A 20487-nucleotide genomic window follows, 5' to 3' on the forward strand; every position below is an offset into this window, starting at 1 on the left:
AGGCGTCCGCTCAGAAGCCCAGGCTGCGGCGCACCGCGGCGATCACGCGCTCGACCTGCTCGTCGGTCATCGCCGTGTACAGCGGGATCGTCACCGTGCGCTCATAGGCCTTCTGCGATTCGGGGAACATCTCCGGCGTCAGGCCGTAGAGCTCCTGCCAGTACGGGTGCTGGTGCAGCGGCACGTAGTGCACGCTGCAGCCGATGCCCTGATCGAACATGCGCTCGATGAAGAGATCGCGCGACACGTCGGTCGCGTCGGACAGGCGCAGCACGTACAGGTGCCAGCTATGGACGTCCTCGTTGGGCGCCTTCGGCGGCAGGATCAGCGGCAGGTCGGCGAGCGCCTCGAAGTAACGCGCCGCGATCTGCTCGCGCCGCTTCTGGAAGGCCGGCAGCCGCTTGAGCTGGTGCAGCCCCAGCGCCGCGGCGATGTCGGTCAGGTTGTACTTGAAGCCGGGCGCGACGATCTCGTAGTACCAGCTCGGCACCTTGGCGGTGAAGCGGTCGAACGCGTCGCGGTTGATGCCGTGCAGGCGCATCACGCGGGCGCGCTTGGCCAGCTCCGGATCGCGCGTGACGAGCATGCCGCCCTCGCCCGTCGTCATCGTCTTGTTGGCGTAGAAGCTGAACACGGTGGCGTTGCTGCCCATGGTGCCGATCAGCTCCTTCTCCAGCGTCGTGGGCAGCGCGTGCGCGGCGTCCTCGACCACCTTCAGCCCGTGCTTGCGCGCGATGTCCAGCAGCGTCAGCATGTCCACCGCCAGGCCGGCGTAGTGCACCGGGATGATCGCCTTCGTGCGCGGCGTGATCGCGGCCTCGATCTGGTCGATCGCGATGTTCATCGTCGCCGGGTCGATGTCGACCAGCTTCACGTCCGCGCCCAGGTAACGCACCACCTCCGCCGTCGCGGTGAAGGTGTGCGTCGTCGTGATGACCTCGTCGCCGGGGCCGATGCCCAGGGCCTCCAGCGCCAGGTGCAGGCCGGCGGTCGCGGAGTTGACCGCGATGCATTCGATCTGCGGCTCGGCCAGGAATTCGGCGAAGGCCTGCTCGAAGCGCCTGGCCTTCGGGCCGGTCGTGATCCAGCCGCTCTTGAGCGTGTCGACGACCTCGGCGATCTCCTCGTCGCCCAGCTCGGGCAGCGCGAACGGAAGGAACGGGAGCTTGGGCTCGGCCGGGCGCTCTGACGTCGGATCGGACTTCGGATCGTTGGTGCTCATGGTGTCTTGGTGATCAGCGCCAGCACGTGGCTGCGCAGGAAGGGGATCGTGTTGAGGACGCGGTAGGCGCCGGGATGGACGCGACAGGCGGCACGCGCGATCGGCGGGGCCAGCGTGACGCGGCGCACCGCCATCCGGCCCTCGGGGAACAGCGCGCGCACGCGCTTCAGCGGCACGCCCCGGACGTCGGGATTGCGGGGATTGTCGACGATGAGGTCGTACCAGAGCACCGCACCGCCCGGCTTGACCCACCGCCACATCGCCTCGGCGAGCCGGCGCTGCAGGCCGTCGTCCAGGATCGAGGAGAACACCGTCGACTGCAGCACGAGGTCCTGGCTGCCGGCCTCGACGTCCGCCTGCGACGCATCCCCCGCCAGCAGCCGCACCTGATGGGGCAGCGCGGCCCGCGCGGCGTCCAGCCGCTCGGGCAGCAGCTCGATGCCGGTCAGGTGCTGCGGCTGCAGGCCCAGCCGCAGCATGTCCATCAGGTTGCCGCCGGCGCCGCAGCCGACTTCGGCCATCCGCCAGCCGCTCAGCGGCGCGGCCGGATCCGGCAGGGTCGCGCGGTGCGCCGCCAGCAGCCGCAGCATCGCGGCCTGGCGCTCGTGCAGCATCTGCCAGACCTCGGGGCGCAGCAGGCTGTAGCGCTCCAGCCCGGCCAGCCGCTGGTCGCGCCGGGCGTAACGCTGGGCGATGGCCTGGAGTTCTCGGTCCTGGGTCATGTCGTCGTCGGCCGGAGCCGTGGTGAGGACTGCGTTGATCGGGACTGCGGGGACATTGGAGGAAGTGCTCGCCAACTGCGGGGACTACGGGAACTACGGGGACTGCGAACGGCGGGAACGGCGTGGGAGCGAAGCCGCTCAGGACACCGCGTCGATGAAGCGCTGCGCCAGCACGGGATAGGTGTGATTCGCCAGCACGAACTCGCGCCCGCGGCGGCCCATGGCGGCACGTTCCTCGGCCGGCACGGCGGCGAGCTTGAGCAGGCCCTCCGCCACCGCCTTCGGATCCTGCGGCGGCACCGTCAGCCCGGCGCCGGCCTCGGCCACCGGATCGTTGCCCGCCTCCACCGAATGCAGCACCGGCCGCTGCGCCATCATGTAGTCCATCAGCTTGTTGGGCGCGATGCCGAAACGATAGATCGGCGTGCGCTGCCAGCCGATGTAGGCGATGTCGAAGCCCTTCAGCAGCGATGGGATCTGGGCCTTGGGGATGGCCGGGAACATCGCGACGTTCGTGAGGCCTTCGTCGCGCACGCGCGCTTCGAGCTTGTCCCGCAGGTGTCCGCCGCCGACGAGCACGAAGCTCAGTCCGCTGTTGTCCTTCAGCAGCTTCGCCGCGTCCAGCAGCACGTCCAGCGCGTTGGGCTCGCCCATCGACCCCGCATAGCCGACGACGGTGCGCCCCGCCGCCCGCTCGGCGTCGAGGTGCGCCTGGATCGCGGCCTCGAGCGGCTCGCCGTGCTCGGACCATTCATCCAGCGTGATGCCGTTGGGCACGATGTGCAGCTTCTTCAGGTCGAGGCCGTGCGCGGCCATGTGCTGATGCACCTTGGGCAGCATCGACACGACGACGTCGGCATCGCGGTAGGCATCGTTCTCCGCCTTCTGGCAGAGCATCGCGAAGGGATGCCACTTCGACATGCCGGACAGCTCGATCGGGGACAGCGGCCACAGGTCGTGCACCTCGTACACGAGCTTGGCCTGGGCCAGCTTCGCGACGCGGCGCGCGACCCAGATGTCCATCGGGTAGGTGCTGGAGGCGATCACGACGTCCGGCGCGAATTCGCGCGCCAGGATGTCGGCGTCCTTCCAGACCTGGCGGCAGAAGGACCAGATGTTCTTGACCCGGCCCGTGCCGTTGCCCTGGTACTCGGGCGTGTCGTAGAAGAGGTAGTTCACGCCGCTCATCGCCGCCATGCCGGGTTCGGGCTGGGTCGTGCGGACATGCGAGTAGGACGCGCCCAGGATCAGCGCCTGGTGCCCGGTGCGGACCCATTCGCGGGCCAGATAGAACGGGCGGAATTCCATGCCGTGCTTCGGCGAGCCGGCGTAATGGTTGATCAGCAGCAGCTTCATGGGAAGGAAGGGGAAGGCTCAGAAGCGCTTCAGGCGCTCGATGAAGGTCTTGACGGCGGGGCCGAACATCGCGTGCTCGGCGACCCACGCGCGGTTGGCCGCGCCGAGGCGGTCGGCATCGACCGAATGGCCCGCCACGTCGCTCTGCCCGACCATCAGCTGAAGGCGGTCCGCCAGCGTGGCCAGGTCGTCGCCGTCCTTCAGGATCAGGCCGTGACGGCCCAGCAGCCTGACGTTGGGATGCATCGCCGCGTCGATGCTGCCGGTGCCGCCGGTGCCGAGCACCTCGTCGTTGGCGGGCAGGTCGGACAGGATGGGCAGGCACTCGTGCGCCATCGCCTCCAGCACGGAGACGGACACCGAGTCGCTCTGCGGCAGGCTGAGGAACCAGCGCGCCGGCGCATAACGCCGGCCTTGCGAGGTCGCATCGACGCGACCGATGAATTCGACGCGGTCCGCGAGGCCGAGCGACGCGACCTGCGCTTCCATCGCGCCGCGCAGCGAGCCGTCGTTGCCGACGACCAGGCGCGCCTCGGGCTGCTTCACGGCGATCGCGGCGAAGACCTCGATCACGCGATGCGGCCGGTAGATCGGCTCCAGGCCCCTGTTGGTGAAGAAGAGCCAGGGCTGCTTGCGGACGTTCTGCTTGGGCAACTGCTCGAGCCCGAAGGGGAAGGTCATCACCTCGGCGGCGCCCAGCTCGCGCATGCGGGCGCTCATGTGCTCGGAATCGGAGGTCGTGATCGCGCAGGCCTTCAGCACCTGCGTGGTGAGCCAGCGGTAGGCCCAGCCCTGGTCGGGCGTGACGAGGATGTCGCTGCCCCAGGCGGAGCCGGCGATCCTGGCGCGCAGCTTCCAGCCGCGGCGCGCGGCCCAGGCCAGCGTGCCGTGCGAGGTCAGGTAGTGCGCGTGCAGCCAGTCGGCATCGACACGCTTGAGCCAGGCGCCCAGCGCCGGCAGCTGCTTGAGCACGGCGATGTTGCCGCCGGCATGCGCGGGATCGGTGTTCAGCGCGAGGCGGCGGTCCTCGGGGATCAGGAACTGGAACTCCGGCGCAAAGCCGCGCGTGGACGCGGCCCACAGTTCGAGCTCCCGCTGCTGCGACAGCGCGCGCGCCCATTTCAGGAGGTGGGGACTCTCGCCGTCCCCGATCAGGACCAGTCTCATGCAGGCACTCCGTGCAGGGCGGGTCGCGGCGCCGAGCCGCGCACCAGCCACGCCAGATAGATGGCGAAATAGATCGGCAGCAGCACGGCGATGGCGGCGAGCGCCGTCGTCAGCGCGCCGCCGGTGCTGAGCACCAGCGCGACCGGCAGCACGTACAGCGCGTTGCCGACCAGGCTGAAGACCAGCGCGCCGCGCTGGCGGCCGGTGACCATGGGCGTGACCGTCAGCGGCGCGGCGATGAAGTGCGCCGCGACGTAGGGCGCGAGCCAGCGGCCGTACTCCCCGGCGCGGGCCCAGTCGGCGCCGAGCAGCCAGCCGAACAGCGCGGGACCGACGGCGATCAGCACCACCATGCAGGGCAGCGCGACCATCGCCAGCAGCCTGATGCCGCGCAGCAGGCGCGGGCGCAGGTCGACACCGCGCTGCCAGTCGCGGGCGAGCTCGCCGAGCAAGGCCTCGGACAACGCGCCGCCGACCAGCGTCGCCGGCGCTTTCACGAGGCGCACCATCAGCGCGTAGTAGCCCGCCGTGGCGGCATCGGCCCAGGCGGCGATCATCGCCAGCACCAGCGTCTCCTGCGCCGCGTTGACGAAGGCATGGGGGCTGTTGAGCAGCGGGAACTGCTTGTAGCGCCAGGCCAGGCGGCGCAGGTGGCGCCAGTGCCAGGTCTTGCCGGCGCGATCCAGCCGCGTCGCACGGCGCCACCGGGCCCCGCGCCGGAGCAGCCACAGCGGCGCGAGCAGCGCGGCCAGGCTTTGCGACAACACCAGCGCCGCGACGCTCGCGAACCCGCCCAGCGCGGCCGCGGCCTGTGCCGCCGCCATCACGCTCTGCTGCAGCACGCGGGCCTGGGCGATCACGTCGATGCGACCCTGGCGGTTGTTCCAGAGGCTCAGCGCCTGCTGCATGCCGGCCAGCGCGACCACGGGCGCGAGCATCAGCAGCCACGGATCCAACTGATCGAGGGAGACCCAGCGGCCGCCCAGCTTCGCGTGATGCGCCATCAGCAGGTGCCAGCCCGTGGCGCCGACCGCCGTGAGCAGCCCCATGCCCAGCGCGATCCACAGCGCCAGCTGCAACACCAGTGCCGCCTCGCCGTCCCGGCGCGGCAGGACGATGGCGAACTCGTAGCGCGCATTGGCGATGGTCGCCAGGTTCGCGGCCAACGCCACGAACAGCGCCCAGTGGCCGAGCGCCTCCGCGCCGTACCAGCGCGTCAGCAGCGGCGCGATCAGCATCGGGATCGCCTGCGTCAGCATCGAGGCGCCGGCGAGTTGCGCGAAGCGGCGGCGGACCGTCATCGGGCCTTCCCTCCGTGACGTTCCGCGATCGCGCGCACGGCGGCGCGTTGCGACGGGCTCAGCCGCGCATGGCGGCCCAGCGGCAGGTTGAGCACGGTGCGCGCGGCGCGCTCGCCGTTCAGGCACTCGCCCTCGGTGTAGCCGAAGCGGCGGCTGCCGCGCGGATGGACGACGTCGTCGAACCAGGTGCCGCCGACGATGCCCTCGTCCTCCAGCGCCGCGATCGCCGCGTCGCGCGTCGCGGCATCGGGCAGCAGCAGCGGATAGCGCAGCAGCACGGCGCCCGGTGCGCGCACTGGCCACTCCCAGCCCGGCAGATTGGCCAGCAGCGCGTCGTAGTCCTGCGCCTGCATGCGGCGCAGCGCATGGATCTCGTCGAAGCGGCTCGCCTGCATCAGGCCGATCGCCGCACTCAACGGGTGCAGGCCGGCGCGGTAGTCGGGCTGCGTGTCGCCGGCGACTTCGCTGTCGGGTGTCTTCGCGACGACGCCCAGCATCCGCGACGGCGCGCGCAGCAGCGCGATCAGCGCCTGCAGCGCCGGGCGCGGCAGGCTCATCGTCAGGCGGTGCCAGCACAGCGTCAGCAGCTGCTTGAGCACCGTCGACGTCGTCGGCGCATGCAGCGCGGGCATGCGCGCCGCGAAGCGCTCGCGGGACGCGGCGTCGTGGATCACCAGCGCGCCGCCGATGCCGGTGGTCAGCGGCTTCGAGTACTCGAAGCTGAAGAACGCCGCATGACCGAGCGTGCCGACCTCGCGGCCGATCGCGTCGGTGCTGCCCCAGGCGTGGGCGGCGTCCTCGATGAAGACGACGTCGGGGTGCTTGGCCCGCAACGCGTCCAGGCCCTCGGTGACGAGGCCGAAGTTGTGCGGCACGACGACGAGGCGTGTCGCCTCGCCGATGGCATTGGAAATCGCGTCCGGCGTCGGGTTGAAATCGTCCCGCGCGATGTCGACGTAACGCACGGCGAGCCCGAGGTGCATGAACACGTTGGGCACGACGACGCAGGTGTAGCCGGGCAGCAGCACTTCCGAGCCGGGCGGCAGGTCCAGCGACGCGGTGAACGCATGCAGCGCCGCGCGTCCGGTGCCGAAGAGGCGGACCTCGCCGGCCTGCGCCGGATCGAGGCCGAGGCTGCGGGCGAACGCGGCGCGGAAGTCCTCGGCGCTGCGCGCGCCGTGGCGGAGCCAGTGCCAGAGCGCGCCGGGCAGGTCGCGCCAGCGCAGCGCGCCGGCGACGTGACCCTTCACGGGCCGGTCGACGGCGGACGGGCCCCGTCGATCCGGTGGAGCGGCCGGGCCGGCACGCCGCCGTAGACCCAGCCGCTGGGCAGGTGGCCGCGCACCACCGCGTGCGCCGCGACGACGGCGCCGTCGTCGATGAAGCTGCCCGGCAGCACCGTCACGCGGGCGCCGATGAACACGTTGCTGCCGATGCGGATCTCGCCACGCCGGTAGTGGTCGCGGAACAGGCCGGTGGCCGTGACCGCGTTGGACTTGCAGAACAGCATCAGGCCGGGGCCGATGGCGACGTCGTCGCCGATCGACAGGCGCTGGTCGCCGACCAGCAGGTAGCCGCCCGGCGCGATGTGGCTGCGCGCGCCGATCGTGAAGCGGCCTTCCCCGGTGGCGAGGATCTGCACATCGCGGTACAGGATCGATCCCGCGCCCAGCGCGCTGCCGGCGCCACAGCGCACGCGCGCCCCGGGGTGGATCTGCGCGCGGGTGCCGACATCCAGCCCCAGCCACGCCGCGACCCGCGCGCGCATCCGGGCGCGCACCGCATCCAGCGTGTAGCCGATCAGCATCGGGGGGTCAGGTCAGCGCGACCCGCAGCGCGGCGACGACCTGGTCCTGCTGCGCCTCGCTCAGGTCGGCGCTCATCGGCAGGCTCATCACGCGCCGCGCGGCGGACTCGGCGTTGGGCAGTGGCGTCGCGACGCGGCAGCGCTGCTCGTAGGCGGGCTGGCGGTGCAGCGGCTTCGGGTAATGGACCGCCGTCGGGACGCCGGCCTGCTTCAAGGCCTCCGCGATCTCGTCGCGGCGGTCCACCTGCACGGTGAACTGGGCCCACACGCAATCGCGGTCCTCGCGCACCGCCAGTCGTTGCACCGGCAGTCCGGCGATCAGGCGCTGGTAGCGATCGCCGATCGCCAGGCGCTGGGCGATCTCCCAATCGAAGCGCTCCAGCTTGCCCAGCACCACCGCGCATTGCAGCGTGTCCATGCGGCCGCCGACGCCCACCCGCGTATGCGTGTAGCGCTGGCTCTGGCCGTGGACGCGGATCTCGCGCGCGGCCTGCGCCAGCGCGTCGTCGTCGGTGAACAGCGCGCCGCCGTCGCCGTAGCAGCCCAGCGGCTTGCTCGGGAAGAAGCTGGTCGCGCCCCAGGTCGACAGGCCGCAGCTCTTCTTCCCCTTGTAGGAAGCGCCGAAGCTCTGCGCCGCGTCCTCGATCACGGGGATGTTCCCGTGTTTCGCCGCGACCTGATTGATCGCGTCCATGTCGCAGACCTGGCCGTAGAGGCTCACCGGCATGATCGCCTTCGTGCGCGGCGTGATGGCCGCTTCGATCAGCGTCGCGTCGAGGTTGCAGCTGTCAGGCTCGATGTCGACCAGCACCGGCACGCCGCCCAGCAGCACGATGGTCTCGACCGTCGCGGCGAAGGTGAAAGGCGTCGTGATGACTTCGTCGCCGGGCTGCAGGTCCAACGCCATCAGCGCGATCAGCAGCGCCTCGGTGCCGCTGGCCACGGTGATGCAGTGCTTCGTGCCGACGTAGGCGGCCAGCGCGGTCTCCAGTTCCCTGACCTCTGGGCCCATGATGTATTGGCCGTGGTCCAGCACGCGCTGGATGCGCGCGTCGATCGTCGTCTTCAGCGCGGCGTACTGAGCCTTGAGGTCGATGAAGGGCAGGCTCATGGCTGGGAATCCTGGGGCGTCGCGGTGGCTGGGTTCGAAGCGGTGACCAGCGTCAGCGCCTGGCCGTCGAGGTCGTAGAGATCGCCGCTGGCGGGGCAGGCGGCGCGGCCGTGGCCGTCGACGGGCAGGTCGAGCTTCTCGCCGTGGCGGCTCATCCAGCCGATCTGGCGCGCCGGCACGCCGACCATCAGCGCGTACGGCTTCACGTCGCCCTTGACGACGGCGCCGGCGCCGATGAAGGCGTATTCGCCGATCGTCGCGCCGCAGACCACGGTGCAGTTCGCCCCGAGCGTCGCGCCGCGCTTCACCAGCGTACGGCGGTACTCGCTCTTGCGCGGCACTGCGGAGCGCGGGTTGTAGACGTTGGTGAAGACCATGGACGGTCCGCAGAAGACGTCATCCTCCAGCGTCACCGCGTCATAGACCGACACGTTGTTCTGGATCTTCACGTTGCGGCCGATCGTCACGTCGTTGCCGACGTAGACGCCCTGCCCCAGCGAGCAGCCCTGGCCGACGCGCGCGCCGGCGCACACGTGGCTGAAGTGCCAGACCTTGGTGCCGTCGCCGAGCTGCGCGCCGTCGTCGACGACGGCCGAGGCGTGTTGCCAGAAGCTCATATCAGAACACCAGCGGCAGGCCGACGCGCTGGCCGTCGCGCGCGCTGCGATAGCAGGCGATCAGCAGCTCCAGCGAGCGCAGGCCCTCGTAGCCGTCGACCTGTGCCTGCGCCTCGCCGCGCAGCGTCTGGATGACGTTGTCGTAGTACGCGGCGTGGCCGAAGCCGTAGACGCTGGTCGTCTCGTAGCTGGCGTTCTTCACCAGCTCGTCGTCGGGGTGCGGCGTGTCGAAGGTCCAGTGCTCGATCTTGTTCACGGCGGTGCCGCCGATCTTGACCGTGCCCTTCTCGCCGAGGATGGTGATCGAGCCTTCCAGGTTCTGCGGGTAGGTCAGCATCGTCACGTTGATGCTGGCCAGGCCGCCGTGGCGCAGGCGCAGGGCCAGCACGCCGGTGTCCTCGGCCTCGATGTCGCGGGCCAGCGTGGCGGTGTAGGCGTGGACGTTGTCCACCGGTCCCACCAGCCAGTCCAGCAGGTCCACGTAATGGCTGGCCTGGTTCATGAAGGCGCCGCCGTCCATGTCCCAGCGGCCGCGCCAGCGGGCGGCGTCGTAGTAGCTCTGCGGGCGGGTCCAGAACACGTTGACCGTGCTCATGAAGATGCGGCCGAAGCGGCCTTCGTCCAGCGCCTTCTTGACCAGCTGCACGGTCGCGTTCAGGCGGTTCTGCTTGACGACGAACAGCTTCACGCCCGCGTCGCGGCAGGCGCGGACCATGGCCTGGCCTTCCTCGAACTTCGTCGCCATCGGCTTCTCGCTGAGCACGTGGCGGCCAGCCTGTGCGCAGGCGATGGCCTGCTGCGCATGCAGGCCGCTGGGCGTGGACAACACGATCAGGTCGGCGTCGGAGCCTGCGAGCAGCGCGTCCAGCGACGCGAAGCCGCGGTCCGCGGGCAGGCCGGTCTGGGCCAGCGCGGCCTGGACGGCCTCCGGGCGGATATCGCAGACGGCGACCAGCTCCGCACGGCCCTGGTGCCGGGTCAGCGCGTCGACGTGATTCTTGGAAATACGGCCGCAACCGACCAGGGCGACGCGGACCGGGCGGTCCAGGATGGGGGACTGAGACATGGGGCGCGATTTTAAGAGCCTAAAATCGCCCCCTGCCTTTTTTGCAGCCCACGATGAGCCAGCCCCAAGACCCCCAGACCGGCAACGACACGCCGGCGCCCGCCCAAGACGAGAACAAGCTGATCGCCGAACGCCGCGAGAAACTCGCCGCCGTCCGCGAAAAGGCCAAGGCCAAGGGGGTCGCGGCCTTCCCCAACGACTTCAAACCGCAGCACCGCGCGCAGCCGCTGCAGACGCAGTACGGCGAGCTCCCCAACGAGGAGCTCGAGCCGCAGGCCGTCGCGGTGACGGTGGCCGGCCGGATGATGCTCAAGCGCATCATGGGCAAGGCCAGCTTCGCCACGCTGCAGGACGCCACCGGCGCGATCCAGCTGTTCCTGTCCAAGGACGCGCTGGGCGAGGAGGTCTACAACGACTTCAAGCACTTCGACCTGGGCGACATCCTGGGCGCCGAGGGCACGCTCTTCCGCACCCGCACCGGCGAGCTGTCGGTCAAGGTCACGACGCTGCGCCTGCTGACCAAGTCGCTGCGCCCGCTGCCGGACAAGTTCCACGGCATGGCCGACCAGGAGCAGAAGTACCGCCAGCGCTACGCCGACCTGATCTCCGACGGCAAGGCGCGCGACCGCTTCGTGGCGCGCTCCAAGGCCGTGTCCTCAATCCGCTCGTACATGGTCGAGAACGGCTTCCTGGAAGTCGAGACGCCGATGCTGCACCCGATCCCGGGTGGCGCGAACGCCAAGCCGTTCATCACGCACCACAACGCGCTGGACCAGGAGATGTACCTGCGCATCGCGCCGGAGCTCTACCTGAAGCGCCTGGTGGTGGGCGGTTTCGAACGCGTCTTCGAGATCAACCGCAACTTCCGCAACGAGGGGATCAGCGTCCGGCACAACCCCGAGTTCACGATGATGGAGTTCTACGCGGCCTTCTGGACCCACCAGGAGGTCATGAGCTTCACCGAGGAAGTGATCCGCCACGCCGCGCGCGCCGCCACGGGCAGCGCCCAGGTCACCTACGCCGGCAAGCCGGTCGACCTGGAGAAGCCGTTCACGCGCCTCTCCGTGCGTCAGTCGCTGATCGTGCACGCGGGCGTGACCGAAGCCGAGGCTGATGACGCCGACGTGCTGCGCGCCAAGCTCAAGGAACTCGGCGAAGAAGCGCCGAAGCACTGGGGCCTGTCGGCGCTGCAGTTCGGCCTGTTCGAGGCGGCGGTCGAGGAGAAGCTCTGGGAGCCGACCTTCATCGTCGACTATCCGGTCGAGGTGTCGCCGCTGGCGCGTGCCTCGGATGCCGACCCGACCATCACCGAGCGTTTCGAGCTCTTCATCACCGGCCGCGAGTACGCCAACGGCTTCTCCGAGCTGAACGATGCCGAGGACCAGGCGGCGCGTTTCCAGTCGCAGGTCGCCAACAAGGATGCGGGCGACGAGGAGGCGATGTTCTTCGACGCCGACTTCATCCGCGCCCTCGAGTACGGCATGCCTCCGACGGGCGGCTGCGGCATCGGCATCGACCGCCTGATGATGCTGATCACCGACAGCCCCTCGATCCGTGACGTGATCCTGTTCCCCGCGCTGCGTCGCGAGGGTTGATCGAAACGCGCACCACCTGACCCCATTCAACGTGCAGTCAACGACTGCGAGTGGGGCCGGAATGCTGCTGGGGGTTCCCGGAGGGATGCCCCCTGCTGCGTGGAGTGCCCGCGCCTGGCCTCACGAATGAAAAAAGGACACCCGAGGGTGTCCTTTTTCCTTTGCTGGCCCCCCAGGCCGGCCGGTGCGTCCGGCAGTGTCGAGGGGGAAGCGTCGGTCTTACTTGGCCGAGTTGCCTTCGGTCGTCGCGCCCTTCTTGGCGGCGGTCTTGACTGCGGCCTTCTTGGCGGCGATCTGAGCCGAAGTCGGGGCGTTGATGCCGTTCTCGAGCGAGCCGACGCCGGCTTGCTCAGCGCTCAGCGAGGCGATTTCGCCGGAGTCGCGAGCGGCTTGCAGCTCGGCGATGACTTCGGCGCGGGTCTTCTGGGCCGGTTCGGCGGCGAAGGTGGCGCCGGCGGTCAGGAAGGCGGCGGCAATCAGGGTGGTCTTGATCAGGGTGTTCATGGCGGGCTCCTAGCGGTTCGTTGCACCGGACTCCGCACTCCGCGTTGTCCATGGGTTGAACTCTAGGCGCCGCCGCCTAGGGGAAACACTAGGCAAACTGGAAAGATCCGTTCACGGATTGTCAACAATCACCCAAGCGCACACTCAGCGTACAGCGGTTGGGGTCAAGGATTGTTTCAAAAAGAGCCTGCCTAGGCAGGGACCGTGACCGTCCCAGCCCCTCTCCTGGAACGGTCACACCCAGCGTCACTGATGCTTGAACGCCGGCGCCCGCTTCGCCAGGAAGGCCTCCATGCCTTCGCGCTGGTCGTCGGTGCCGAACAGCGCGTGGAAGTAGCGGCGCTCGATCGCGACGCCGTCGGTCAGCGGGCCCTGGTAGGCCAGGTTGACCAGTTCCTTGATCAGCATCGTCGACGGGCCGCTGAAGCCGTTGATCGTCTCCGCCGCCGCCAGCGCCTCGGCCATCAGTTGCTCCGCGGGCACCACGCGCGACACCAGCCCGGCGCGTTCCGCCTCCGCGGCGTCCATCATGCGGGCCGTCAGCAGCATGTCCATCGCCTTGCTCTTGCTGACCGCGCGCGGCAGGCGCTGCGTGCCGCCCGCGCCGGGGATGATGCCCAGCTTGATCTCCGGCTGGCCGAAGCGCGCCGTCTCCGCCGCGATGATGAAGTCGCACATCATCGCCAGCTCGCAGCCGCCGCCGAGGGCAAAACCTGCCACCGCGCCGATCACCGGCTTGCGCACCTGCAGGATGGTCTCCCAGTTCTTCGAGATCAGCCCGCTCTTGAACGCCGACATGAAGGTGTGCGGCGCCATCGTCGGGATGTCCGCGCCCGCCGCGAAGGCACGCTCGCTGCCGGTCAGCACGATGCAGCCGATGCCGTCGTCCGCGTCGAAGGCCAGCAGCGCGCGGCCCAGTTCGTCCATCAACGGGTCGCTCAGCGCGTTCAACTGCTTCGGGCGGTTCAGCCGGATCACGCCGGTCTTGCGGTCGCCGCTGCCGGCGACCTCCAGCAGGAGGTTCTCGAACGTCACGTCGGACAGGGCTGCGATCATGGGATGTCTCCTTGAACTTGAATGGCGGCAACTATAGGGGCGCATGCGGACGCTGACGTCCGCGCGCCCTGACGCTCGGAGGCTCAGGGGCTGCCGGCGGAGGCCGACGGCGCCGGTTGAGCCGGCGCCAGCGCCTGCTTCGGCGCCGCCTTCAGCACCAGGTCGATGTGCGTGCGCGGATCCTTCGGCCGGTTCTGCCAGATCCGCACCCGCACCGGCAGGTACTGCAGCGACGGCGCCAGCCAGAACTCCGCCTGCATGTCGCCGCGGGTGTCTTCCATGTCCATGTCCGAGTCCACGTGCCACGCCGGGATCTGGCCCAGCGGCGTCGCGACGTCCTCCATCCCGCGCACCTTGTAGCGCCACAGGTGCACATTGCGCGGCAGCGCCAGCGGCTGCTGGATCAGCAGATCGCCCTGCGCGGACTGGCGGCCGGTCAGGAAGAGCCAGGTGAACTGGACGAACTGGCTGGCCGCGTCCTGCGTGCCGTCGGGCACCGGCTCGCGGCGGCCGTTGGCCAGACGCACGCCGCCCAGGTCGAAGAGCAGCGTCGACTGGCGGTTCCCGCCCGCGAGGCCGCCGGTCACTTCATCGAAACGCCGCGGCGCCAGGCCCAGCGGCGTGATCTCCCCGTCGCTGCTCATCCGGCGCGACATCAGCGGCGCGATCTTCGGGCCGATCCAGGCCTCGAGGTGGACCTGGTAATGCGAGCCCTCGCGCAGCCATTGCACCCGGGCATCGCCGTGGATGGCGCCGCGGAAATCGCCGCTCAGCTTGTAGTCGAGCTCGGTGGACAACGGCCATTCGATGCCCGGCATCCACTCGCCGACCGCGTCGGAGACCGCCAGCGCCGGCGGCATCGCCAGGGCCTGCAGCTCAGGCGGCGGCTCGCTCGCGGCGGGATCGGGCGGCAGCGGTGCCGGACCGTCGCCGAGCGCCGGCATCGATTCGATGTGACGCTGCGGCGTGCCCGGCGGTCCGTCCTTCGGCGTGGTCGCCGGCGGCGGCGGCGGGGCCGGCGCCAGTTCCCGGATGAAGGCCGCCTGCAGCCGCTCCGGCTCCGGCGTCTCGGGCGCCCACTGGTCGTGGAGCTCGCGGGCGCCGCTCAGCAGCCAGAGGTGGGCGCCGATCACCGCGGCCGTGAGTCCGGCCAGCGCGACGTGATGCCTGCGGATGCCGAGCACCGCATCGCGCCAGCGGCGCGGGTCGACGAGCGGCGCCATGCCGGTCGCCGCGGCGGACAACGCTCGACCGACGGCCCGACCGGCATCCTGGATCTGCCGGATCTCGAGGGCGAGCCGCCGTCTCAGCCACCCAGCCATGCGCGCCGCAGGCTTTGCGCACGCGCGGGCGCCTTCTCGAGCAGGCCCAGGCAGACCGGCCGCGCGGCGCTGTCCTGCATCGGCAGCGTCAGGGCCAGCGTCAGCATCCGCTGGTCGCGCGTCACCAGCAGTTCCAGCCGTTGCGGGTCGATGTGGTTCAGCGTCAGCGGCAGGTCCTCGAGCTTGCGCACGCGCCAGCCGTTGCAGGCGACGATCTCGTCACCCGCGCTCAGCCCGGCGGCCAGGCCGGCGCTGTCGAGCAACACGTTCTTGACCGTCACGATGCCGTCGTTCTCCGACACCCGCAGCCCCAGGCGCTGCGCCAGCGTCGGCTTGTCCAGGCACCAGCGCACGCCGACGCGCTCCAGCAGCTGCGGCAGCGGCAGGTCCTCGGTGCCGTGCACCCAGGTCGACAGCGTCTGCGCGATCGCCTCGCCGCCGAGGTCGACCAGCTTCTGCAGGATCTTCGCCTCGCTGACCGGACCGCCGCCGGTGTCCTTCCACAGACCGCGCATCAGGTCGTCCACCGACTGCGGCTTCTCGCACTTCTCGGCGCCGCGCAGCGACAGGTCCAGCGCCAGCGCCACCAGCGAGCCCTTGGCGTAGTAGCTGACCACCGCGTTGGGCGTGTTCTCGTCCTGGCGGTAGTACTTGGTCCAGGCCTCGAGGCTGGAGCGCGCCACGCTCTGGTGCTTGCGCCCCGGTGCGCCCAGCACCTGCGTGAGGGTGTTGGCGATCAGCTTCAGGTAGCGGGCCTCGTCGATCAGGCCGGCGCGGACCAGGAACAGGTCGTCGTAGTACGAGGTGAAGCCCTCGAAGAACCACAGCAGCTCGGTGTAGTTCTCCTGCTCGTAGTCGTAGCGCTCGAACACGTCCGGACGCAGCCGCTTCACGTTCCAGGTGTGGAAGTACTCGTGGCTGATCAGGCCGAGCAGCTTCACGTAGCCGTCGCTGGTCTCGGACTGCCCCAGGCGCGGCAGGTCGCGCCTCGCGGCGATCAGCGCGGTGCTGGCGCGGTGCTCCAGGCCGCCGTAGCCGTCGTCGGTGCAGTTCAGCAGGAACACGTAGCGCGACATCGGCGGCTTGCTCTTGCCGCAGTGCCAGAAGGCGATCTGCGTCTCGCAGATCTTCTGCGCGTCGCGCAGCAGCCGCTCGCCGTCGAAGATCGGCAGCGCGCCGGACACGACGAACTCGTGCGGCACGCCGCCGGCGACGAATTCGCCGCGCCAGAACGGGCCGAGCTCGAAGGGATGGTCGGCCAGTTCGTCGTAGTCGGCGGCCTCGAACTGCAGCGGCGCGTCCTCGACCGGGGCCATCGCGGTGGCGACCTCCCAGCCCTCGGGCAGGCCGACGAGCTCGACACGATGCGGCAGGTCGTCCTTGCCGTCGCGCGCGCAGGCAGAGGCTGGTCGCGTTGAAGAAGCCGCGCTGCGCGTCCAGGAAGGCGGCGCGCACGGAGGTGTCGAAGGCGTAGACCGGGTAGCTGATGACCAGCGCGCCGCGGCCGGCGCACTCGAACTCCCAGCGGTTCTTCGCCGTCTGGGTGACGAGGACCTCGCGCTGGCCCTGGCGCGCCGTCACGGCGCCGAGGTGGCGGGAGAACTCCCGCACCAGATAGCTGCCCGGGATCCAGACCGGCAGGCTCAAGGCCTGGCACGGTTCGGGCGCCGGCACGGTCAGCGTGACCTCGAAGCGATGCGCATGCGGGTCGGCGACGGCGATGCGGTAATGGATCGTGGGGCGAGCGGTCATGAGGAACAGCCTACCAAGCCTGGCCCATGCGTGGTGCGCGATTGGGCGGTTCTCGTTCAGCGGACCCGGCGAGGGTTCGCCCGGATCGACGCCTGTGCGGGTTCGAAGGGGCTCAGGTCCCCTGGGCGGCGATGAAGCAGCTGAGCGCCGCCACGGCGCTCAGCCGGAAGCGCAGCGTCAGCCACGGCGAGGCGCCCAGCGACGGATACAGCTTGCGGTCGGCGACGTAGCAGGCGATCAGCAGGAAGCCTTCGATCACCAGGCCGGCGTACGGGGGCATCGTCGAGGCGATCCAGGCCAGCAGCGCCGGCACGACGCCCCAGATGAAGGGCGCGGGCGAGGGGACGGCCTGGCGCATGCCCAGGCCCCAATGGATCGCCCCGAGGAAGGTGATGACGATGGCCGCGTAGCGCGACAGGCCGTCGGTGACGTAGGGGTGCGCGTCCTCCCGCACCAGCCAGACCAGCGCCGCGCCGAGCACGAACGGGATCAGGCCGGCGTAACCCAGTCGCGCGGCGATCGGGTTGACGGAGGCCGAGGCGGCGTGCACCGGGGCGGCATGGTGGGGCGTGCGGTCGCTCATGGGGCTCAATCGGGATCAGGCGAAATCAAACGGGATCAGGACTTCTTCTGCGTCTTGTCCGCTTCCTGGATCGCCTGGAAGCGTTGCTCGAGCTGCTGCGGGCTGATCGCGCCCGGGGCGCGGGTGCCGTTCTCGAACAGGATGGCCGGCGTGCCGTTGACGCGGATCTTCTGGCTGAGGGCCAGGTTGCGCTGGATGGCCGAGCTGTCGCATTTCGGGTCGGCCGGGCCGGCCATCGCGCCGTCGATCATCCAGTTGCGCCAGGCGGTGGTGTTGTCCTTGGCGCACCACATGGTGCGCGACTTCTCCGGCGAATCGCCGCCGAGGATGGGGATGACGAAGGTGTAGACGGTGATGTTGTCGACTTCCTGCAGCGACTTCTCGAAGCGCTTGCAGTAGCCGCAGTTCGGGTCGGCGAAGACGGCGATGCGGCGCTTGCCGTCGCCCTTCTTCCAGACGATCGCGTCCTTGAGCGGCAGCGCGGCGAAGTCGATCGCGGTGATCTTGTCGACGCGCTCCTGGGTGAGGTTCTTGCGGTTCTTCAGGTCGAGGATCTCCCCCTCGACGAGGTACTGGCCGGCGGCGTCGGTGTAGCGGATCTCGCTGCCGATGCGGACCTCCCACAGGCCGGCGATGGGGCTGGGGCGGACCTCGTCGATCTTGATCTCCTTGGGCATCACCGCGGCGAGGTTCTTGCGGATGGTGTCCTCGTTGGCCTGGGCCGTGCAGCCGTACAGGCCGAGCGCGGCCAGCGAGGCGACCAGGGCCAGGGTCTTGCGGGAGAAGGTCTTGGACAGCGTGGAGATCATGGGGACTTTCGAGAACTTGCAGGTTGAACGGACAGGACCGTTCAGTGGCCGAGCGCGCGGGCCGTGAGCCATTTCTTGAGCGGGCCGGCGCGATCGACCAGGCGCAGGCCTTCATTGCGGAGCCGGGCGAGCACGGGCGCCTGGCTGGCGAAGCCGCGCAGCAGGCCGTCGGTCAATTCACCCATCGCCCAGGTCGGGGCGATGCGGGCGCGGGCGTAGCGGCGCAGCAGCTTCTCGTCGCCGAGGCTGCGCCAGGATTCGCGGCGGACGATGACGTCGACCAGCGCCTCGACGTCGGCCAGGCCGAGGTTCAGGCCCTGCCCCGCCAGCGGGTGGACGAGGTGGGCGGCGTCGCCGAGCAGCACCCAGCCCGGGCCGCACAGCGCGTCGGCGCGGCACAGCTGCAGCGGCCAGGCCTGGCGCTCGCCGGCCAGCTTCAGCGTGCCGGCGGCTCCGCCGGTGGCTTCCAGCAGGGCGGATTCGAATTCGGCCGGGCCGGCGGCCATCAGACGGCGGGCCTCGTCCTTGGGCAGCGACCAGACCAAGCCGTAGCTGTGGCCGGGCTCGGGGCGGTCGAAAGGCAGCAGCGCCAGGACATCCGGCGATCTGAACCACTGCCAGGCCTGGCCCTGGTGCGGCTTGCTGGCGATCAGCCGGGTGGCGACGCCCATGTGGCCGTAGTCGTGGCGCTCGTAGTGCACGCCGAATTCCTGGGCGGCGCCGGTGTCTCGGCCCTCGCACAGGGCCTGCAGCGTGGCGGGAACCGGTTCGGTCACGCGCTGCACGTGCGGGGCGAAGCGCAGCGCGGCGTCCAGCTGGTCCTCCAGCGCGGCGGCGTCGACGATGTGGGCGAGCTCGCCCGCGCCCTGCTGCCAGGCGCTGAAGTGCAGCTCCGCGCCGGCGCGGTCGCCGTGGATGCGCATGTCGTGCACGGGGGTGCGGGCGTCCTCGGCGAGGCCCTCCCACACGCGCAGCCGGGTGAGCAGCGCGACGGAGGCGGCGTTGAGCGCATAGGCGCGCACGTCCGCGGAGGACGAGGGGGCGGTCGGCCGGGCCAGCAGGGCCACGCGCAGGCCGCGGGCGCCGAGCGCCAGCGCCAGGCTGCGACCGACGCAGCCGTTGCCGCGCACCAGGACGTCGAACTTTTCCATGGACGGCGATTGTAGGCAGGGGCGATGGGGCGGTCCCGGGCGGGCTTCCAGACGGCGCGGACGGGCCGACGGGCGACCGCCACGGCGGCGGAAGCCGCGGTTGACTGAAAATGCCGGTTTCGCCCGCGCGCTGCCGCAGGCCCACACCAGCATTCCCAGCATTTCCCCCGAAAGCCAACCATGAGCCTCAAATGCGGCATCGTGGGCCTGCCCAATGTCGGCAAGTCCACCCTCTTCAACGCGCTGACCAAGGCCGGCATCGCCGCCGAGAACTACCCCTTCTGCACGATCGAGCCGAACGTCGGCATCGTCGAGCTGCCCGATCCGCGCCTGGGGAAGCTGGCGGAGATCGTGAAGCCGGAGCGCATCGTGCCGGCGATCGTCGAGTTCGTGGACATCGCGGGGCTGGTGGCGGGGGCGTCCAAGGGTGAAGGCTTGGGCAACCAGTTCCTGTCGCACATCCGCGAGACCGACGCGATCGTGAACGTGGTGCGCTGCTTCGAGGACCCGAACGTGATCCACGTCAACGGCAAGGTGGACCCGATCTCCGACATCGAGGTGATCCAGACCGAGCTGTGCCTGGCCGACCTGGGGACGGTGGAGAAGAGCCTGCACCGCTACAACAAGGTGGCGCGCGCGGGCGACAAGGAAGCGGCGGCGCTGGTGAAGGTGCTGGAGAAGTGCCAGGTCGCGCTGGACCAGGCCAGGCCGGTGCGGTCGATCGACTTCAGCAAGGAAGAGCTGGTCATCCTGAAGCCGCTGTGCCTGATCACGGCCAAGCCGGCGATGTTCGTGGGCAACGTGGCGGAAGACGGTTTCGAGAACAACCCCTTCCTGGACCGCCTGAAGGAATACGCCGCGGGCCAGAACGCGCCGGTCGTGGCCATCTGCGCGAAGACTGAAGCCGAGCTGTCGGAGATGGAAGACGAGGACCGCGCGATGTTCCTGGCCGAGATGGGCCAGGACGAGCCGGGCCTGAACCGCCTGATCCGCGCGGGCTTCAAGCTGCTGGGTCTGCAGACCTACTTCACGGCGGGCGTGAAGGAAGTGCGGGCGTGGACGATCCACGTCGGCGACACGGCGCCGCAGGCGGCCGGCGTGATCCACACCGACTTCGAGCGCGGCTTCATCCGCGCGCAGACGATCGCCTTCGACGACTTCATCCAGTACAAGGGTGAACAGGCGGCCAAGGACGCCGGCAAGATGCGCGCGGAAGGCAAGGACTACGTCGTCAAGGACGGGGATGTGCTGAACTTCCTGTTCAACGTCTGACCGCCCTTTCGCCGGACCCCAAGACGCCCGCAACTGCGGGCGTCTTTCATTTCACATGCAGCCAATGCGGATCG

General features: G+C 69.9%; 19 protein-coding genes and 1 pseudogene. 2 read left to right on the plus strand and 18 right to left on the minus strand.

The features are described from left to right. Positions 1 to 10: 10 nt before the first annotated feature. The 10 genes from ACFJIX_RS02235 to ACFJIX_RS02280 form a co-directional block, all read right to left on the minus strand. Complete coding sequence (locus tag ACFJIX_RS02235; RefSeq protein WP_377157448.1) at positions 11 to 1222, minus strand: DegT/DnrJ/EryC1/StrS family aminotransferase; 1212 nt, start codon at positions 1220 to 1222, stop codon at positions 11 to 13. Further along, positions 1219 to 1944 (minus strand): class I SAM-dependent methyltransferase, encoded by a 726-nt coding sequence (locus tag ACFJIX_RS02240; protein ID WP_377157450.1) that lies wholly within the window; start codon positions 1942 to 1944, stop codon positions 1219 to 1221. The genes ACFJIX_RS02235 and ACFJIX_RS02240 overlap by 4 nt, the downstream gene beginning before the upstream one ends. Positions 1945 to 2082: 138 nt before the next feature. Further along, positions 2083 to 3300 (minus strand): glycosyltransferase family 4 protein, encoded by a 1218-nt coding sequence (locus tag ACFJIX_RS02245; protein WP_377157451.1) that lies wholly within the window; start codon positions 3298 to 3300, stop codon positions 2083 to 2085. Positions 3301 to 3318: 18 nt separating this feature from the next. Further along, a complete protein-coding gene (locus tag ACFJIX_RS02250; protein ID WP_377157453.1) occupies positions 3319 to 4467 on the minus strand; it encodes a glycosyltransferase family 4 protein in 1149 nt (382 codons plus the stop codon). Then, a complete protein-coding gene (locus ACFJIX_RS02255; protein WP_377157455.1) occupies positions 4464 to 5768 on the minus strand; it encodes a lipopolysaccharide biosynthesis protein in 1305 nt (434 codons plus the stop codon). Before ACFJIX_RS02255 ends, ACFJIX_RS02250 begins: the two co-directional genes overlap by 4 nt. Further along, the gene (locus tag ACFJIX_RS02260) at positions 5765 to 7018 is read right to left on the minus strand and encodes a DegT/DnrJ/EryC1/StrS family aminotransferase (RefSeq protein ID WP_377157457.1); all 1254 of its coding nucleotides are present in this window, start codon (positions 7016 to 7018) and stop codon (positions 5765 to 5767) included. Before ACFJIX_RS02260 ends, ACFJIX_RS02255 begins: the two co-directional genes overlap by 4 nt. Then, positions 7015 to 7575 carry an acyltransferase gene (locus tag ACFJIX_RS02265; protein WP_377157459.1) on the minus strand — a complete coding sequence of 187 codons (561 nt, stop codon included), beginning with the start codon at positions 7573 to 7575 and terminating at the stop codon, positions 7015 to 7017. The genes ACFJIX_RS02260 and ACFJIX_RS02265 overlap by 4 nt, the downstream gene beginning before the upstream one ends. Positions 7576 to 7582: 7 nt before the next feature. Beyond that, positions 7583 to 8680, minus strand: a complete 1098-nt coding sequence (locus ACFJIX_RS02270) for a DegT/DnrJ/EryC1/StrS family aminotransferase (protein WP_377161559.1) — start codon at positions 8678 to 8680, stop codon at positions 7583 to 7585. A gap of 2 nt (positions 8681 to 8682) precedes the next feature. Then, positions 8683 to 9303, minus strand: a complete 621-nt coding sequence (locus ACFJIX_RS02275) for an acyltransferase (RefSeq protein WP_377157461.1) — start codon at positions 9301 to 9303, stop codon at positions 8683 to 8685. A gap of 1 nt (position 9304) precedes the next feature. Next, positions 9305 to 10369: a Gfo/Idh/MocA family protein gene (locus ACFJIX_RS02280; protein WP_377157463.1), complete on the minus strand. Its 1065-nt coding sequence runs from the start codon at positions 10367 to 10369 to the stop codon at positions 9305 to 9307. Positions 10370 to 10422: 53 nt separating this feature from the next. Here ACFJIX_RS02280 and lysS point away from each other — a divergent pair, with 53 nt between their 5' ends. After that, entirely contained in the window at positions 10423 to 11964 is a 1542-nt protein-coding gene (gene lysS, locus ACFJIX_RS02285; RefSeq protein ID WP_377157465.1) for a lysine--tRNA ligase, read from the plus strand. A gap of 219 nt (positions 11965 to 12183) precedes the next feature. On the opposite strand, the gene ACFJIX_RS02290 is transcribed toward lysS, so the two are convergent. The 8 genes and pseudogenes from ACFJIX_RS02290 to ACFJIX_RS02325 all read right to left on the minus strand — a co-directional run bounded on the left by ACFJIX_RS02290 (position 12184) and on the right by ACFJIX_RS02325 (position 19141). Continuing rightward, positions 12184 to 12468, minus strand: a complete 285-nt coding sequence (locus ACFJIX_RS02290) for a DUF4148 domain-containing protein (protein ID WP_377157467.1) — start codon at positions 12466 to 12468, stop codon at positions 12184 to 12186. 246 nt (positions 12469 to 12714) lie between these two features. Continuing rightward, positions 12715 to 13503, minus strand: coding sequence for an enoyl-CoA hydratase (locus ACFJIX_RS02295; protein WP_377161561.1), 789 nt, complete (start codon positions 13501 to 13503; stop codon positions 12715 to 12717). A 104-nt stretch (positions 13504 to 13607) separates the two neighbouring features. After that, positions 13608 to 14846 (minus strand): DUF3108 domain-containing protein, encoded by a 1239-nt coding sequence (locus ACFJIX_RS02300; RefSeq protein WP_377157469.1) that lies wholly within the window; start codon positions 14844 to 14846, stop codon positions 13608 to 13610. After that, entirely contained in the window at positions 14831 to 16219 is a 1389-nt protein-coding gene (locus tag ACFJIX_RS02305) for a M61 family metallopeptidase (protein ID WP_377161563.1), read from the minus strand. Before ACFJIX_RS02305 ends, ACFJIX_RS02300 begins: the two co-directional genes overlap by 16 nt. 70 nt (positions 16220 to 16289) lie before the next feature. Continuing rightward, positions 16290 to 16598 (minus strand): annotated as a pseudogene (locus ACFJIX_RS02310) (peptidase M61); the annotation flags it as partial. A 112-nt stretch (positions 16599 to 16710) separates the two neighbouring features. Then, a complete protein-coding gene (locus ACFJIX_RS02315) occupies positions 16711 to 17181 on the minus strand; it encodes a DUF3429 domain-containing protein (RefSeq protein ID WP_377157471.1) in 471 nt (156 codons plus the stop codon). Positions 17182 to 17216: 35 nt separating this feature from the next. Next, positions 17217 to 17990: a DsbC family protein gene (locus ACFJIX_RS02320; protein ID WP_377157473.1), complete on the minus strand. Its 774-nt coding sequence runs from the start codon at positions 17988 to 17990 to the stop codon at positions 17217 to 17219. Between the two features lie 41 nt (positions 17991 to 18031). Then, entirely contained in the window at positions 18032 to 19141 is a 1110-nt protein-coding gene (locus ACFJIX_RS02325) for an FAD-dependent monooxygenase (RefSeq protein WP_377157475.1), read from the minus strand. A 180-nt stretch (positions 19142 to 19321) separates the two neighbouring features. Here ACFJIX_RS02325 and ychF point away from each other — a divergent pair, with 180 nt between their 5' ends. Next, positions 19322 to 20413 carry a redox-regulated ATPase YchF gene (gene ychF / locus ACFJIX_RS02330; RefSeq protein ID WP_377157477.1) on the plus strand — a complete coding sequence of 364 codons (1092 nt, stop codon included), beginning with the start codon at positions 19322 to 19324 and terminating at the stop codon, positions 20411 to 20413. The last annotated feature ends 74 nt before the right edge of the window (positions 20414 to 20487 follow it).

Source organism: Roseateles sp. UC29_93, from assembly GCF_042695725.1.
In the GTDB taxonomy this organism is placed as follows: domain Bacteria; phylum Pseudomonadota; class Gammaproteobacteria; order Burkholderiales; family Burkholderiaceae_C; genus Roseateles; species Roseateles noduli_A.